General features: G+C 74.2%; 15 protein-coding genes. 3 read left to right on the top strand and 12 right to left on the bottom strand.

Annotated elements, in window-relative coordinates; genetic code table 11:
- Nucleotides 1-9: 9 nt before the first annotated feature.
- From QQZ14_RS14070 to QQZ14_RS14060, 3 genes are read right to left on the bottom strand one after another with little or no spacing between them, the layout of a single operon-like run.
- Complete coding sequence (locus QQZ14_RS14070) at nt 10-924, bottom strand: alpha/beta hydrolase (protein ID WP_284534962.1); 915 nt, start codon at nt 922-924, stop codon at nt 10-12.
- On the bottom strand, nt 921-1,511 hold the full coding sequence (locus QQZ14_RS14065; protein ID WP_284534961.1) for a TetR/AcrR family transcriptional regulator: 591 nt from the start codon (nt 1,509-1,511) through the stop codon (nt 921-923). The genes QQZ14_RS14070 and QQZ14_RS14065 overlap by 4 nt, the downstream gene beginning before the upstream one ends.
- The gene (locus QQZ14_RS14060) at nt 1,508-2,869 is read right to left on the bottom strand and encodes a flavin-containing monooxygenase (protein WP_284534960.1); all 1,362 of its coding nucleotides are present in this window, start codon (nt 2,867-2,869) and stop codon (nt 1,508-1,510) included. The genes QQZ14_RS14065 and QQZ14_RS14060 overlap by 4 nt, the downstream gene beginning before the upstream one ends.
- Nucleotides 2,870-2,964: 95 nt before the next feature.
- Between QQZ14_RS14060 and QQZ14_RS14055 the strand changes: the two genes are divergently transcribed.
- The gene (locus tag QQZ14_RS14055) at nt 2,965-3,702 is read left to right on the top strand and encodes an SDR family NAD(P)-dependent oxidoreductase (protein WP_284534959.1); all 738 of its coding nucleotides are present in this window, start codon (nt 2,965-2,967) and stop codon (nt 3,700-3,702) included.
- A gap of 175 nt (nt 3,703-3,877) precedes the next feature.
- Entirely contained in the window at nt 3,878-4,438 is a 561-nt protein-coding gene (locus QQZ14_RS14050) for a CG0192-related protein (RefSeq protein WP_284534958.1), read from the top strand.
- Here the strand turns inward: QQZ14_RS14050 and QQZ14_RS14045 are convergent.
- Genes QQZ14_RS14045 through QQZ14_RS14035 form a run of 3 tightly spaced genes read right to left on the bottom strand, consistent with a single transcriptional unit; the run spans nt 4,416 to nt 6,703 of the window.
- The gene (locus tag QQZ14_RS14045; protein ID WP_284534957.1) at nt 4,416-5,318 is read right to left on the bottom strand and encodes a sucrase ferredoxin; all 903 of its coding nucleotides are present in this window, start codon (nt 5,316-5,318) and stop codon (nt 4,416-4,418) included. The two genes, QQZ14_RS14050 and QQZ14_RS14045, sit on opposite strands and share 23 nt — an antisense overlap.
- Nucleotides 5,315-6,439, bottom strand: coding sequence for a cupin domain-containing protein (locus tag QQZ14_RS14040; RefSeq protein WP_284534956.1), 1,125 nt, complete (start codon nt 6,437-6,439; stop codon nt 5,315-5,317). The genes QQZ14_RS14045 and QQZ14_RS14040 overlap by 4 nt, the downstream gene beginning before the upstream one ends.
- The gene (locus QQZ14_RS14035; protein ID WP_284534955.1) at nt 6,440-6,703 is read right to left on the bottom strand and encodes a hypothetical protein; all 264 of its coding nucleotides are present in this window, start codon (nt 6,701-6,703) and stop codon (nt 6,440-6,442) included.
- A gap of 114 nt (nt 6,704-6,817) precedes the next feature.
- Here QQZ14_RS14035 and QQZ14_RS14030 point away from each other — a divergent pair, with 114 nt between their 5' ends.
- A complete protein-coding gene (locus tag QQZ14_RS14030) occupies nt 6,818-7,513 on the top strand; it encodes an NAD(P)-dependent oxidoreductase (protein WP_284534954.1) in 696 nt (231 codons plus the stop codon).
- On the opposite strand, the gene QQZ14_RS14025 is transcribed toward QQZ14_RS14030, so the two are convergent.
- From QQZ14_RS14025 to QQZ14_RS14000, 6 genes are all read right to left on the bottom strand, one after another.
- Nucleotides 7,514-8,356: a sigma-70 family RNA polymerase sigma factor gene (locus QQZ14_RS14025; RefSeq protein WP_284534953.1), complete on the bottom strand. Its 843-nt coding sequence runs from the start codon at nt 8,354-8,356 to the stop codon at nt 7,514-7,516.
- Between the two features lie 37 nt (nt 8,357-8,393).
- Entirely contained in the window at nt 8,394-11,351 is a 2,958-nt protein-coding gene (locus QQZ14_RS14020) for a helix-turn-helix transcriptional regulator (RefSeq protein WP_284534952.1), read from the bottom strand.
- Between the two features lie 97 nt (nt 11,352-11,448).
- A complete protein-coding gene (locus QQZ14_RS14015; RefSeq protein WP_284534951.1) occupies nt 11,449-11,604 on the bottom strand; it encodes a hypothetical protein in 156 nt (51 codons plus the stop codon).
- 185 nt (nt 11,605-11,789) lie between these two features.
- Nucleotides 11,790-12,947, bottom strand: a complete 1,158-nt coding sequence (gene hutI, locus QQZ14_RS14010; RefSeq protein ID WP_284534950.1) for an imidazolonepropionase — start codon at nt 12,945-12,947, stop codon at nt 11,790-11,792.
- Nucleotides 12,932-14,230, bottom strand: coding sequence for a formimidoylglutamate deiminase (locus QQZ14_RS14005; RefSeq protein ID WP_284534949.1), 1,299 nt, complete (start codon nt 14,228-14,230; stop codon nt 12,932-12,934). Before QQZ14_RS14005 ends, hutI begins: the two co-directional genes overlap by 16 nt.
- Nucleotides 14,227-15,423 carry an allantoate amidohydrolase gene (locus tag QQZ14_RS14000; RefSeq protein WP_284534948.1) on the bottom strand — a complete coding sequence of 399 codons (1,197 nt, stop codon included), beginning with the start codon at nt 15,421-15,423 and terminating at the stop codon, nt 14,227-14,229. Before QQZ14_RS14000 ends, QQZ14_RS14005 begins: the two co-directional genes overlap by 4 nt.
- Between the last annotated feature and the right edge of the window lies 1 nt (nt 15,424).

Here is a 15,424-nt window from a genome sequence, read left to right as displayed (position 1 = left end):
AGAGGAGCGTTACAAGCGGGCGGGGGGCGCCAGGTGGCGGGTCAGGAACGCGACCTGGTGGCGTACGGCGGGGTCGTGCCAGGGCTTGCCGGGCCAGACGTCGAAGTGGTCGCACGGGTAGTGGCGGACCTCGGCGCGGCCGGCGAACGCCGCCTTGGCGGCGGCGTGCGGCGGGGCGCTGCGGTCGAGGTCGGCGATCTGCACCAGCAGCGGCGCGCGGACGTGCTTGGCCTGCCGGCCGGGGCGGTGGTTGCCGAGCTCGAGACCCACCGAGGCGTCGATCTCGTTGCGCCAGGTGGGGCCGGCGATCGCGAGGTAGTCCTCGAGACAGCCCTCCAGCGTCAGCGCGCCGAGCTCACCCGGCCGCGCGACCACCGGCATCATCCGCGGCGCGCCGACCCGGCTGCGCACCCCCGCGGCGGTCGAGCGGAGCATCGCGGAGGGCTTGTGGAAGGACAGCGCGTGCCGGCCCGCGGCCAGGCCGTCGACCAGCGGCGTCAGCGACACGACCGCGGCGACGTCGTCGCGGTGGGCGGCGGCGGCGAGCACGTGGCCGCCGGCCAGGGACACCCCCCACAGCACCAGGCGAGACCCGTCGACGCCGGGCAGCCGCGCCGCGGCGGCCATCGCCGCGCGGTAGTCCTCGAGCTGGCCGGACATCGACACGGTCTGGCGCGGCGCTCCCCCGCTGGCGCCGAACCCCCGGTAGTCGAAGACCAGTACGTCGATCCCGGCCGCGGCCAGCGACTCCGCGAACGGCTGAAGACCGGAGTCCTTGGTGCCGCCCAGCCCGTGGGCCATCACCGCGACCGGGCGGCCGGCGTCGGTCGCGAGCGCCTCGCCCTCGCCGGTGAAGTGCCAGGCGTGGCAGTCGGCTTGCCCCGAGGGGAACGTCAGCTCGTCGTACTTCACAGTGACACTCACGAAGTCCTCCCGTAGATCGCGGTCAGCCACACGTGCACGACCGCCTCGAGGTGGCCGTCGCGGTCGAAGTCGTCGGGCGCGCGGACCACGCGCTCCAGCGTCCGGTCGTTGAGGTCGAGCAGTGCCGCCGCGACCGCACGGGCGTCGGGCCCGGCGGGGGCCGCCCCGGCCGCGCGCTCGTCCTCGATCAGCTCCGCGACCAGGTCGACATACGACGCCTGGAACGCCTCCCACTGGTCGCGGACGGCCGGGCTGCCGGCCCGCGCGTCGAGGATCGCTCGGTAGAGGTGGGTGCGCTGGGCCCAGCCGTGGACGATCGCCCGGATCGCCGAGGAGATCCGGTCGCGCACGGTCCCGTCACCACCGAGCACCTCGGCGGCACCGAACCCGTCGGCGTACATCTCCTCGTAGAGCGCGCCGACCGCGGCCGCCTTGTTCTCGAAGTAGAAGTAGAACGCCGACCGGGTCACGCCCGCGCGCCGCGAGATGTCGGCGATGTTGATGTCGTCGAGGCTGGCCTGCTCGAGATGCTCCTCGAGCGCGGCGAGCAGGGCCCCGCGCCGCTCGTCGCCCTTGGTCGCGCTCACCGGGCGCTCCCGTGGACGGCCAGGGCCGCCCGCTTCCGCCCGGCCGGGATCTCCTTGGCCCGCAGGTCGTGCTCGTAGATGAAGTAGTCGAGCTGCTGGGTGTGCCGGGGCCGGTCGAGCATGTGGCCGGTGTACTTCTGCTGGTCCTCGACGATCACCCGCTCCATCTCCTCGACGGACGGCAGCCGGTAGAGGCCCGCGGCGTACGCCGCCACCAGTCGCGCCTGCGCCTCCACGAACGGGAACAGCGTCGGCGTCGCCTGCGCGAAGCCCGCGAACACCAGGTCGTCGATGCCGGGCTTGAACATCCGCTTGTAGAGGCTGATCTGGTTGTCGGGCGCGCTGATGAACGACGGGTCGAAGAACGGGAACGTGATGTTGTAGCCGGTGGCGTAGACGATCACGTCGAAGTCGCTGCTGGTGCCGTCCACGAAGTGCACGGTCTCCCCGTCGAGGCGGGCGATGTCGCCCTTGGGCGTGATGTCGCCCGACCCGAGCCGCAGCGGCAGCTCGACGGACTGGGTCGGGTGGGCCTCGAAGAACCTGTGGTTGGGCTTGGGCAGGCCGTAGAGCTCGGGGTTGGACCCGGTCATGAACTGCATCTTCTGCACGAACCAGCGCTGCCACTTCAGCGGGAGGTACGGCGTGGTCACGTAGTACTTGTCCGCGGGGAGGCCGTAGGTGTACTTCGGCACGATCCAGGCGCTCGACCGGGTGGAGAGCGTCACCTCGTTCTGCAGTGACTTCGAGGACAGCTCGACCGCGATGTCGGCGGCGCTGTTGCCGAGGCCGACGACCAGGATCCGCTTGCCGGTGAAGTCGAGCGGGTCGTGGGGGTCGATGTAGTGGTGGGAGTGCATCGAGACCCCGGTGAACTCGCCCGGGAAGTCCGCGAAGCGCGGGTCCCAGTGGTGGCCGTTGGCGACCACGAGCAGGTCGAAGCGCCGGGTGCCGGTCCGCTCGGTCTGCAGCTCCCAGCCGCCGTCGGGCAGCCGCTCGGCGTGGACGACGCCGTTCTCGAACTCGATGCGGTCGCGCAGCCCGAACGCGTCGGCGTAGGAGTCGAGGTAGGCCTTGATCTGGGTGTGGTGCGGGAAGTCGGGGTAGTCGTCCGGCATCGGGAAGTCCTTGAACGACAGCCGGTGCTTGGAGGTGTCGATGTGCAGCGAGCGGTAGGCGCTGCTGTGCCCGTTGGGGTTGCCGAACGCCCAGTTGCCGCCGACCCGGTCGGAGGACTCGAACGTTGTGTAGTCGATGCCGTAGTCGTCGAGCATCTTGCTCGAGGTCAGGCCGCTGATGCCGGCGCCGATCACGGCCACCCGGGGGTGAGCACTGGGTCGGGTGGTCGGTCGGGTCACCGGTCCTCCTGAGTTGGGTGGAACGTGTTCTATTCCGGGACCGTAGGTCCTAGATTGACACGCGTCAACTACGGGGCTGAGGCGAGGAGGAGCACATGGGCGACACAGCGGACCGGGTGGCGGTGGTCATCGGCGGCGGGTCGGGGATCGGGGCCGCGATCGCCCGCGGGCTGGCCGGCGACGGCTGCCGGGTGGTGGTCGCGGACGTCGACCCGGCCCACGCCGACGTGGTCGTCGACGTCACCGACGAGGCCTCCGTGGAGGCGCTGCTCGAGGGCGTGCTCGGCTCGCACGGCCGCCTCGACGTCGTGGTCAACAGCGCCGGCGTCTCGACGCTCGGCCTGGTCACCGACCTGGACGCGGGCGAGTGGCGCCGGGTCGTCGACGTCTGCCTGACCGGCGCGTTCCTCGTCCTCAAGCACGCCGGACGCCGGCTCGGCCCGGGCGGCACGGTCATCTCGCTCTCCTCGCTCAACGGCCGCCAGCCGGGCGCCGGCCTCGCGCCGTACTGCGCCGCCAAGGCGGGCCTCTCGATGCTCACCGAGGTCGCCGCCCTCGAGCTCGCCCCGAAGGGCATCCGCGTCAACGCGATCGCCCCCGGGCTCGTCGTCACCCCGCTCACCGCACCGGCCATGGAGATCCCGGGCATCGAGGACGACTACCTCGCGAACACGCCGCTGGGCCGGTCCGGCACGCCCGAGGAGATCGCCGAGGCCGCGGTCTACCTCGCGCGCGCCGCCTGGCTGACCGGCGAGGTCCTCGACATCAACGGCGGCGCGCATCTGATGCGCTACCCCGACCTCGTCGGGCATGTCACGCGCGCCTTCAGCTGAGGCCTCGGCGGCGTGTCTGCGGGGTTCGGCTGCTGGCAGCCGAACCCCGCACGACACGCCGTGGGGCATCGGCGTGTCGTGCGGGTTCCGACTGCCAAGTGGTAGCTGAGGGACTGGTGTGACTCGTCCCGGCATCACCCGCTCCACCGGCGGGGCGCGCCCCTAGGCTCGCGCCATGGCCCTCCTCCACCACGCGACGCTGACCCCGACGAAGAAGGAGCTGCTCGACGCCTGGCTGCCGAGCCAGGAGTGGGCGGCGGAACTGCCGGAGCTGACCGTTGTGGGCAGCTACCGGCTCGACGACCCCGAGGGCGAGGTCGGTGTGGAGGGCATCGTGCTCGGCCGCGTCGACGGCGGCTTCGTGCACGTGCCGTTGACCTACCGGGCCGCGCCGCTCGAGGGCGCCGAGGAGCACCTGGTCGGCACCCTGGAGCACTCGGCGCTCGGCACCCGCTGGGTGTACGACGCCGAGGGCGACCCGGTCTGGCACGCGACCGCGACCGCGACGGTGCTGGCGGGCGGCAGCGGGGCGGCGGAGTACTTCGAGGTCGACGGGGTCCGCGAGACCCGCGAGCCGCTCGTGGCCGTGCGCGGCAGTGGCGGTGCGGTCGAGGACCCGGAGGCCGTCGTCGTGCACCGGGTCGGCGAGGCGCCCGACGGCGACGCCACCCTCACCGGCCGCTGGGAGGGCGGCGAGGGCGTGCTGGTCGTGGTCAGGAGCGCCGCGTCACGCTGAGCAGCTCGTGCTCGGGCACCGGGTTGTCGCGGTGCGCCTTGCAGGTCAGCCGGGTCGCGGTGGCGGGGTCGACGGTGGTGCGCACGCGCACGTCGTACTCAGCACCGGCGACCGCGAAGCGGGCCGTGGTGACGCCCGCCTGCGACGCGCGCCCGGTCAGGACGACGTCGGCCTCCCGGGTGACGCCCAGCTGTCGGCGCAGGAAGATCTCCGCGGCCTGCACCGGCATCGGCTGCGAGGAGCGCCCGCGCAGGTGGTCGAGGTCGAGGTCGCCCGCCAGGTGCGCGCCGGCGACCGCCAGGGCCGACACCGGGTCGAGCCGCCCGTAGTAGAGCCCCTGCGGCAGCACCACCATGTTGCCGGCGAACCGGTCGCCGCCGATGTGCGAGACCTCCCAGGTCTCCGCGGGGTGCGCCCGGTCGAGGGCCTGGGCGACCGGGCGGCCGCGCTCGGCGCAGCACGCGTCGTGACGCCCGTTGGTGCACACGCAGAACAGGTCGCCGTCGTACGCCGCCAGCCCGGTCGTGCCGCCGGCCCGGAACCCGGCCAGGTCGAGGTCGAGCACCTCGCGCTCGTCGGCGAGCACGCCGGACTCGAGCCGGGGAGACAACGGGTCGGCAGACGCCACGAACACCCGCGCCCCGTCGCCGTCGGAGCTCGAGCTGAAGCGGCGGATCAACAGCACCTTGGCGCGGTGCTCGCGGGCCAGCTGCTTGAGCCGGGGTCCGAGGCCCTCGGACAGCCGGGCGTCGAGGAGCGCGTCGTTGCCCCACGGCCCGGTGTGCTCGAGGAGCAGCCAGGTGCGCACGTGGGTCGCCGTCCCCGCCGCGGGCTCGTCCCGCAGCAGGCTCTCGGCCGCACAGCGGAAGGCCGGGCTCACGCGATCTCCAGCAGCCCTTCCCGGACCAGCCTCCGGCACAGCACGACCCGGCTCTGCTCGTCGAGCGGCAGGTCGGCCGGGGTGAGCTCGCCGCGGGCGCGGACCTCCTCCAGCGCGGGGCGGATCCACGCGGGCACGGTCATCGACCGGTCGCCGAGCAGCACCTCGACCCGGTCGGCCCGGTCGAGCAGCACGCAGGGGTGGCCCGGCCGGCGGCGCAACGGGGTGGTGTCGGCGATCTCGGCCCGGCCGAGCACGTCGCGGAGGCCGCCCTCGAGGCGCGGCGGCCGGCTGGTGAGGAAGCGGCGTACGTCCGCCTCGACGGCGGCGCCGGCGTCCAGACGGCGTACGGCGTCGGCCAGCTGCTCCAGCCGCTCGGCGAGCGGCCCGGCGAGCGCGGCCGGGTCGTCGAGGTAGCCGGCGGGCAGGTGGTCGTCGGCCACGTCGCGCAGCGCGGGCGCGACCGTGCGCTCGACCAGCCCGCGCCAGGTGAGCTGGTTGATGCCGAGCGTGACGTGCAGCGACACGGTGTCCTGGGCGCGGGCGGCGTGCGGGGTGCCGGTCGGCAGGTACATCGACAGGCCCGGCTCGAGCAGCACCTGCTCGGGCCCGTCGGGCCCGTGCACCTCCCACTGCTTGGCTCCGGCGGTCTGGAACACGAACACGTCGTGGGAGTCGGAGTGCACGGCGAAGCCCTGGGACCCGGGCGGCGTCAGGTAGGCGTTGGCCTGGCACGGGTGGCCGAGCTCGAGCTCGAGCTCGGCGACCAGCCGGGTCAGCGGCGGCCAGTAGCGGTGCAGCCCCTGGAACACCACGGTCGCGCCGTCGTCGAACAGCGCGAGCGCCTTGCGGGCATCGACCAGGCCGGTCAGCTGCTTGCCGGCCAGGGTGGCGTTGCGGGTGTACGCCGACTCCGGCAGCACCGCGCCGTCCTGGGCCAGCCGGATCGACGGGGTGCGGATCGCGCTCGCGGTCAGCAGCCGGTCGGCGTCGTCGAGCGACAGCAGCCCGACCAGGCTCTCGGGATCGGCGGGGTCGGTGCGGTGCAGGTGCACGCGGGACGCCCAGACCTTCGCGAGGAAGGTCTGGGCGTCACCGCTCAACAGGTCGAGGGCGCTCACTCAGGAGGCATCCCCATCGGTGGTGTCCGTGGCGTCACCGTCCGTGCCGTCGCTGTCGGTCCCGTCGCTGTCGCCGCCGTCGGACCCGTCGCTGTCGGACCCGTCGCTGTCGGTGCCGTCGCTGTCGGTGGTGTCGCCGTCGGTGGTGTCGGTCGCGTCGCCGTCGGTGCCGTCGGCGTCACCGCCGGGGCCGGGGGCCGGGTCGCCCGCCGGGGCGGTCGCCATGTCGTCGTCGCTCAGGGGCTCTTCGGGGGTGCTGGTCATGGGTCCTCCTGGGGTCGGATGCGGATGTGCCGATCATGTACCCCGAGGACAAGGCCGTACACCGGTGCGAGCGCCCCGTGTCACACCTCGGCACCCGCGATCGTCCTGTCCGCCATGAAGATCATCGTGTTCGGAGCCAACGGCCCCACCGGCCGCCGCCTCACCGCCCAAGCCGTCGCGGAGTCCCACGAGGTCACCGCGTTCACCCGTCACCCCGACGAGTTCCCGGCGACCGGCCCCGGTCTGCGGGTCGTCGGGGGCGACGTGCTCGACCTGCCCTCCGTCCTCGACGCGGTCGCCGGCCACGACGTGGTGCTCTCGGCCCTCGGGGTGCCGTTCTCCCGCGATCCCGTCGAGGTCTACTCCCGCGGCGGCCGCAACATCCTCGCGGCGATGCACCGCCACGACGTGGAGCGGTTCGCCTGCGTCACGTCCAGCGTGATGGAGCCCGGGGCCCGCACCGGCGGCCTGGTGTTCGACAGGATCGTGCAGCCGCTCGTCGCCGGCACGATCGGCCGCACCGTGTACGACGACATGCGCCGCCTCGAGGCCCTGGTCACCGCCAGCAGCCTCGCGTGGACGATCGTGCGACCGTCGGGACTGTTCGAGACCGAGGACGTCACGGCGTACGCCGTCGGCGACCGCCACCTGCCGGAGCGGTTCACCTCGCGCGCCGACCTGGCCGACTGCCTGCTGCGCCAGGCGACCGACGCCACGTGGGTGCGCCGGGCCGTCGCCGTCGCCACGACCGAGGTCAAGCCGAGCATGGTGCAGCTGATCTGGCGTGAGGGGATCCGCAAGTCGGCGTGACTACGCGGGCAGCACCAGCGCGTGCATCGACACCACCCGGTCGCGGGCGGCGTCCTCGCCCAGCTCGACGTCGAGCCGGAGCACCACCACCGGCTCGGCGCGACGGCTGGCCAGGACGGCGACCCCGCTCTCGAGCGGGACCGGCACGAGCTCGCAGCCCGACCGCGGCCCGAGGAACCACAGGATCCGCGGCCCGACCGTGGCGGCGCCTTCGGCGAACCCGGTGCGCCGGCCGTCCACGGTCGCCCAGCCGGACACGTCCGGGTCGAGCTCGCGGACCAGCGCCTCGAGGTCGCCGCCCGCGCAGGCCGCCGCGAACCGCTCGGCCACCGCCAGCACCCGCGGGTCGACCGGGACCGGCCGGGCCGACGCGCCGTCGCGGATCGCCCGGCGGGCCCGGCTCGCGAGCTGCCGGCAGGCGGCGGGGCTGCGGCCCACGATCTCGGCCACGCCGTCGAACGGGAAGCCGAACACGTCGTGCAGCAGGAACGACGTACGCTCCGCCGGCGTCAGCCGGTCGAGCACGACGCCGAACGCGCGGCGCACGTCCTCGTCGAGGGTGACCCGGTCGGCCGGGTCCGGGACCGGATCGCCGGGCACCTCCTCGGCCGGCGACGACAGCCGGCGGTGCGCGGACCCGAGACGGTCCAGGGCGAGCCGGCGGACCACGACCACCAGCCACGCCCGGACGTCGTCGATCTCGTCCACGCGCTGCACCGAGAGCCGGGCGAACGCGTCCTGGACGACGTCCTCGGCCTCGGCCGCGTCGGCGAGGATGCGGGAGGCGACCGCCTCGAGGTAGCGGCGGTCGGCGGTCCAGGCGGCGGCGATCGGATCGGTCACGGTGGACAGGACGATCGGGGCCGCCCGGACGTGACGCTCACCCGACGAGCCCCCGCCGCCGCGCGATCGCCGCGGCCTCGGTGCGGCCCGAGGCGTCGAGCTTGCCGAGGATGTTCGAGACGTGCACCGAGACGGTCTTGGCGCTGATGAACAGCTGCTTGGCGATCTCGCCGTTCGACCGGCCCTGCGCGACCAGCTGCAGGATCTCGCTCTCACGCGGCGTCAGCGCGTCGGGTGTGGACTCCTCGCGCACCGGGGTGCTGCCGAGCACACGCAGCTCGTCGAGCAGTGGCTGCGCGCCGAGCCGGTGCGCGGTCGCCCGGGCCAGGTCGCCGAGCTCGCGGGCGCCGGCCAGGTCACCGGTCGCGCGCAGGATGCCGGCGAGCACCGTGCGCACCCGGGCCAGCTCGTAGACGTGCCCGAAGTCCTCGAACAGCACCTCCGCGTCGCGCCAGCTGTCCAGCAGCGCGTCCAGCGGGGGCGCGTCGATGCCGGCGAGCCAGCGCACCCGCAGGGTCTCGGCGTCCAGCCGCTTCATCCACGCCCGGCCCTCGGGCCCCCAGTGACCCGACGGGTCGGCGTAGCGGTCGAGCACCACGTGGCCGTCGGCGTGGATCCGGTCGACGCGCTCGACGTACGCCGCCCGCTCGGCCCCGGACATCTCCGGCATGGCCCGGGCGACCGCGCCGATCGTGACCGCGCCGAGCCGGATGCGCGCGCTGAACCACTCGTGCCAGATGCGGGTGAGCACGGCGACGACCGCGTCGTACACCTCGACCGCGGCGGCGGCGTCGCCGCGCAGGCCGGCCGCGTCCATCTCCACGGCGCTGGCGTTGATCGCGACCCCGCCGTCACGCGCCCAGAACCTCCGCAGCATCCGGGCCTCGTCGCACACGTCGACGCCGCGGGCCTGGAGGATCTGCATCCGCAGCGGCGCGATCAGTGCCCGCGGGAGCGGCGGGGGCGGCGAGTCCTGGCCGGTGTCGATCAGGTCGAGCGCCTCGTCCCACCGGCCCTGCACGAGCAGCACCCACGTGAGCTGCCAGCGGGCCTCGAAGGCGTACGGCGCGTACGGCATGCCCGCGTCGGTGCCACGGTCGATCGCGCTGCGGAACCAGCGCTCGGTCTCGTCGAACTCGGCCCAGTCCTCGTAGGAGCGGCCGAGCAGGTAGCGCGCCCGCAGCTCCGAGGACAGCGCGCCCGTGGCCTCGGCGCGGGCGACCGCGTCGGCGAGGGCGTGGCGCAGCCCCTCCTTGGGGCCGGCCTTCTTGAGGCCGCTGAGCGTGGTGATCACCTCGGAGGCGAGCTCGTGGAGGTCGAGCCGCTCCGCGAGGTGCAGCGCGTCGAGGCCGACGGTCTGCGCCTCGTCGTACTGGCCCATGCCGGCGAGCACGCGGGCGTGGTTGGCGAGCACGCGGGTGCGCAGCCCGCTGTCGCCGTCGGGCACCAGCGCGACCGCCTCGGCGGAGATCGAGACCGGGTCGTAGTCGCCGTCGATCATCATCATCATCAGCGCCTGGGTGGACATCATCCGGGCCCGCCAGGTCGTGGGCGCGTCCACCGGCAGCCGGTCGACCTGCTCCGCGATCACCTTGACCGCGCGCTCGGGGTCGCCGCTCGCCGAGAGCGCCTCGGCGGCGCTGACCACCAGCTTGGACAGGTCGAGGTCGACCTGCGCGCACCGGCGCGGGTCGACGAGCAGCTCGAGGGCCTGCTGGTAGTGGTACGCCGCCTCGTCGGGGCCACCGACCTGCGAGGCCTCGTTGCCGGCCTGGATGCTCGCGGTCAGAGCGGTGTCGAGGTCCATCGCGAGCCGGGCGTGGCGGGCCAGCTCGGCCGCCGTGCCGCGCGCGCCGGCCTGCAGCGCCGCGACGTACTGGGCGTGCAGCCGGACCCGCTCGCCGGGCAGCAGGTCGTCGTAGACCGCCTCCCCGAGGAGGGCGTGGCGGAAGGAGTAGCGGCCGTCGGCGCCGACGACCAGGATGTTCATCTCGACGGCCTTGCGCAGGCCCTCGTCGAGCGCCGACGCGTCGAGCCCGGACGCGGCGGCCAGCATCTCGTGGCTGACCCGGCGACCGGCGACGCTCGCCGTGCGGACCACCTGCCGCGCGGTGTCGTCGAGCCGGTCGAGCCGCACCAGCAGCACGTCGGCGAGGTCGGCCGGCACCCAGCGGCCGGGCCCTGCGGCGGCGCTGGTGAGCTCCTCGACGAAGAACGCGTTGCCCTCGGCGCGGTCGACGATGTCGGCGAGCTCCTTCTCGGTGAACCCCTCGGGAGCGAGCTGGGCGATCAGGGCGCGGACCGCGTCGTCGGGGAGCGGCGAGAGCGCCACCCGGTTGACGCCGCCGAACCGGGACCACTCGGCGACCTGGCGGCGCAGCGGGTGCCGGCGGTGCAGGTCGTCGGAGCGGTAGGAGACGACCACGGACACCGGTCCGTCGAAGGGACGGGAGAAGAGGAAGCTGATCATGTCGCGGGTCGACTGGTCGGCCCAGTGGGTGTCCTCGATCACGAGGAGCAGCGGCGCCTTGACGGACGCCGCCTCGAGCAGCGCGTGCATCGCCTCGAAGAGGTCGCCGCGGTCGAGGGCGCCCTGGTCGTCGCCGGAGCGGTCGGGGCCGCCCATCATCCGGCGGCCGGGCTGGAGCCGCGCCAGCGCGGGGTGGCGGGCGCCGACCTCCTCGACGACGTCCGGCCGGTCGGTCGCGAGCCGGCCGAGGACCTCGGAGAAGGGCAAGTAGGGAAGCGCGCTGTCGCCGAAGTCGAGGCAGTGGCCGGCGACGACCTGCCAGCCCTCGGCGAACGCGAGGTCGCGGAGCTCGGTGAGCAGCCGGGTCTTGCCGACGCCGGCGTCGCCGGAGAGCAGCACCATGCCGGTCTGGGCGCCGGTCTGGGCGCCCGGGTCCGTCCCGGACGGACGGACGCCGAGCAGCGAAGCAATCTCCGTCAGCTCGGCGTCTCGCCCGACCAGGGTCCGGCTGGTGTGTGCTGCCATGCCGTCCATGATCCCGTGTTCCGTTGTCGGGTGCTCCTGATTAGTCGTCACGTCCGGGACGAGCGTCAGGATCCGGTCTGCCATCGCCGCGCGCCCGTCAGCGCACGGTGTTCCAGGTCAGCCCGTCGACGTCCCTGCTCCGGCGTACCAGCGCCCGGCGCTTGCGGCGCCCCGCCAGGTCGGCCTGGACCCGGTTGAGCCGGTACTCCAGCTCGCTCTTGACGTAGTCGCGGTGCGCGGTGTTCTCGTACATGGTGGGCTCCTCAGCTCCTCGGTGGTGAGAAGAGATTCGCTCCCTGAGGTAGGCACCCACATCGGGCAAGTGCCTTAGGTTCCGGCTGAGGGGGGTCTTAGGTGGGTCGCCCGGCCGCAGGTAACGCCGTGTTAGCCGCTGTTCCCAGGGGCCTGCGGCACGGTGGGAGGATCGGGTAACCCGCGTTACAGCGGGCGGCCGGCCACCCAGGTGCCGAGCACGAGGGGCACTCCGGGGCGGTAGGCCAGGTATACGTGGCTGGGCGCGTCGAGCAGCATCAGGTCCGCGCGGCGCCCGACGGTGAGTGCGCCCACGTCCTCGCGGTCCAGCGCCTGCGCGCCGCGGTACGTCGCTGCGTGCACGGCCTCGGCCGGGGTCATCCCCATCTCGCGGACCGCGAGCGCGATGCACAGCGGGAGGCTGCTGGTGAAGCACGACCCGGGGTTGCAGTCGCTGGCCAGCGCGACCCGCACGCCGGCGTCGATGAGCCGCCGGGCGTCCGGGTAGGGCTGCCTGGTGGAGAACTCCACGCCCGGGAGCAGCGTCGCGATCGTGCCGCTGTCCCGCAGGGCGTCGACGTCGGCGTCGCTGAGGTAGGTGCAGTGGTCGACCGCCGCGAGGCCGTGCTCCGCGGCGAGCCGGACCCCCTCGCCGTACGTCAGCTGGTTGGCGTGCAGGCGTCCGCGCAGGCCGGCAGCGGCGCCGGCGGCGAGGATCGTCCGCGCCTGGTCGCCGTCGAAGGCGCCGCGCTCGCAGAACACGTCGATCCACCGCGCGTGCTCCCGGGCGGCGTCGAGCATCGGGCCGGTCACCAGCTCGACGTACTCCTCCGGCGTGCTGCCCTCGGGCACCACGTGGGCGCCGAGGTACGTCGTCTCCTCGGTGAACTGCCGCGCGACCGCGAGGCTGCGGGCCTCGTCGCGGACGGTGAGCCCGTAGCCGCTCTTGATCTCGACGGTGGTGGTGCCCTGGCGGCGCATCTCCGCGACAAGCCGGCCGACGTGGCTGGTGAGCTGCTCGTCGGTGGCGGCGCGGGTGGCCGCGACCGTCGTGCGGATGCCGCCGGCGGCGTACGGCGTCCCCGCCATCCGGGCCGCGAACTCGGCGGCCCGGTCGCCGGCGAAGACCAGGTGGCTGTGGCTGTCGACGAAGCCCGGCAGCACCGCGCGGCCGCCGGCGTCGACGAGCTCGTCGGCCGCGGGCGCGGCGCTCGCGGGCCCGACCCAGGCGACGTGGGCGCCCTCGACGACGAGCGCCGCCTGCTCGACGGTCCCCAGGAGGTCGTCGGCCTCCGGGTCGTTGGTGACCAGCTCGCCGATGTTGGTGATCAGGGTCGTGGCCACAGTGCCTCCATCGCGTCGGCGAGCTCGCGCCCGATCTCGTCGTGGTCGTCCGCCGTCGCGACCACGCGTCCGTCGACCACGACGTGGGTGACGTCGGCGGCGGTGGCCGCGAACACCGCGGTGTTCTCGTCGGCGCCGGTGCCGGCGGTGCGGGTGCTGGTCGTGCCGATCGTGACGAGGTCGGCGGGCTCGCCGACCGCGATGCCGCGGCCGCCGGCGCCGATCGCGAGCAGCTCGGCCGCGGACCAGTGCCCGCGGGTCCGGGTCGCCAGCCGCTCGTCCATCTCGAGTGCGCGCAGCTCCTCGAACGGGTCGACGACCGCGTGGCTGTCGCTGCCCACGCTGATCCGGCAGCCGGCGTCGGCCAGCCGCCGGGCCGGCCCGATGCCGTCGGCGAGGTCGCGCTCGGTCGTGGGGGTGATGCAGACGTTGGTGCGGGTGCTGCCGAGGAGCGCGATGTCGTCGTCGGTGAGGTGGGTGGCGTGCACGACCGTGGTGCCGGGCCCGAGCAGCCCCTCCTCATGGAGCAGCCGGGTCGGAGTGACGCCGTACGCCGCCAGGCAGGCGTCGTTCTCGGCCTGCTGCTCGGAGAGGTGGACGTGGAGCGGGCTGCGGCCCCGGAACACGTGCAGCTGGTCGCGCGGCACGGCCCGCACGGAGTGGATCGCGGCCGGCCCGTCGCCGACCCGCTCCGCCCAGCGCTCGGCGGTCCCGTCGCTGTAGCGCACCTGGACGCCCTCGGGCGGCGCACCGAACCCGCTGCTGACGTAGCAGGCGTCGAGCAGCGTCAGGCGGATGCCCGCCTCGGCGGCGGCGGCGCGGAGCGCGTCACCCGTCTGCGGCTCGGGGTCGTGGAGGTAGTGGAACTCGCTCACGCTCGTGTAGCCGGCCGCCACCATCTCGCGGAACGTGGCCCGGGCGAGCGTGAAGTAGGTGTCCGGCGTGAGCCGCTCCGCCACGGCGTACATCTGCTCGCGCCACGTCCAGAACGTCCCCCGCCCCCGCTGCGTCCGCCCCCGCAGCGCCCGGTGGAACGCGTGGCTGTGGTCGTTGGTCAGCCCGGGGAGGGTGAGGCCGCGGAGGCTGCGGGGTTCGGCTGCTGACAGCCGATCCCCGCACGACACGCCGTGGCCGCCCGGCGTGTCGTGCGGGTTCTGGCTGCCGAGTGGTGCAGGAGTGACGCGGGTGATCTGGCCGTCGGCCATCTCCACCAGCACGTCCTCGCGCACGACGCCGTCGACCCACGCCCGCTCGAGGAGGTACGACGAGGGGGGCTCGCTCACCGGAGCAGCCGTTCCAGGGTGTCGGCCAGGGCGGAGACGCCGACCAGGCAGTCGGGGAGCTCCGCGTGCTCGGCCGGCGAGTGCGAGACGCCGGTCGGGTTGCGGACGAACAGCATCGCGGAGGGGATCCCGGCCGCGGAGAGGATGCCGGCGTCGTGGCCGGCCTGGGTGGGGATCACCGGCCAGTCGCCGTCCTCGTGGTCGGCGGCCACCCGGGCGGCGAGCGCCGCGTCGAACGCCACCGCCGGCGACACCGACTCCGCGGTCACCGTCAGCGACGTGCCGTCGCGCCCCGCCCGGTCGGTGGCCTGGGCGGTGATCCCGTCCACGAGAGCGGTCAGCGACTCCGACGTCGAGCACCGGGCGTCGAGCCAGGCCGTCACGTGCGACGGCACGGCGTTGGTGCCGTTCGGCGTCACCGACACCCGCCCGAAGGTGGCCCGCTCGCCGGCCAGCCGGGCCTGCTTGTTGGCGCCGAGCGCGGTGAACGCGTAGGTGAGCATCGGGTCGGCGCGGTCCTCCATCCGCGTGGTGCCGGCGTGGTTGGCCGACCCGGCGAACTCGAAGCGGTAGCGCCCGTGCGGCCAGATCCCGCTGGCCACCCCCACGGCCGCGCCGCGGTCGACGAGGTCGCGGCCCTGCTCGACGTGCAGCTCGACGTACGTGCCGACCGAGGCGAGCAGCGACGACGAGCCGCCCGCGACCACCCCCTCGACGACGTCGCCGAACGCGACCCCGTCGCCGTCACGCAGCTCCCGGGCGACCTCCCACGAGACCGTGCCGGTCGCCAGCCGCGAGCCCAGGCACGCCAGCCCGAAGCGCGAGCCCTCCTCCTCGACGAACACCGACACCCCGACCGGCCGGGCGGGCGCGACTCCGCGCGCCCGCAGCAGGTCGACCGCGGCGAGCGCCGACACCACGCCGAGGGGACCGTCGTATGCCCCGCCGTCGAGCACCGAGTCGAGGTGCGACCCGGTCACGACCGCGGGGCCGGAGCCGACGTCCCACCAGCCCACGAGGTTGCCGAAGGCGTCCTCCTCGACCCGCAGCGCCCGCGCGGCGCACTGCTCGCGGAACCACCCCCGCAGCTCCGCCTCCGGCGCGGTGAACGGCTGACGGAAGTACCCGCCCGACACCGCCGACCGGCCGACCGGGGCCAGGTCGGCCCACATCCGTTCGAAGTCGTCAGGCACA

The organism is Nocardioides sp. T2.26MG-1 (genome assembly GCF_950101795.1).
Lineage (GTDB): Bacteria > Actinomycetota > Actinomycetes > Propionibacteriales > Nocardioidaceae > Nocardioides.
This window is presented reverse-complemented; position numbering and strand designations above follow the sequence as displayed.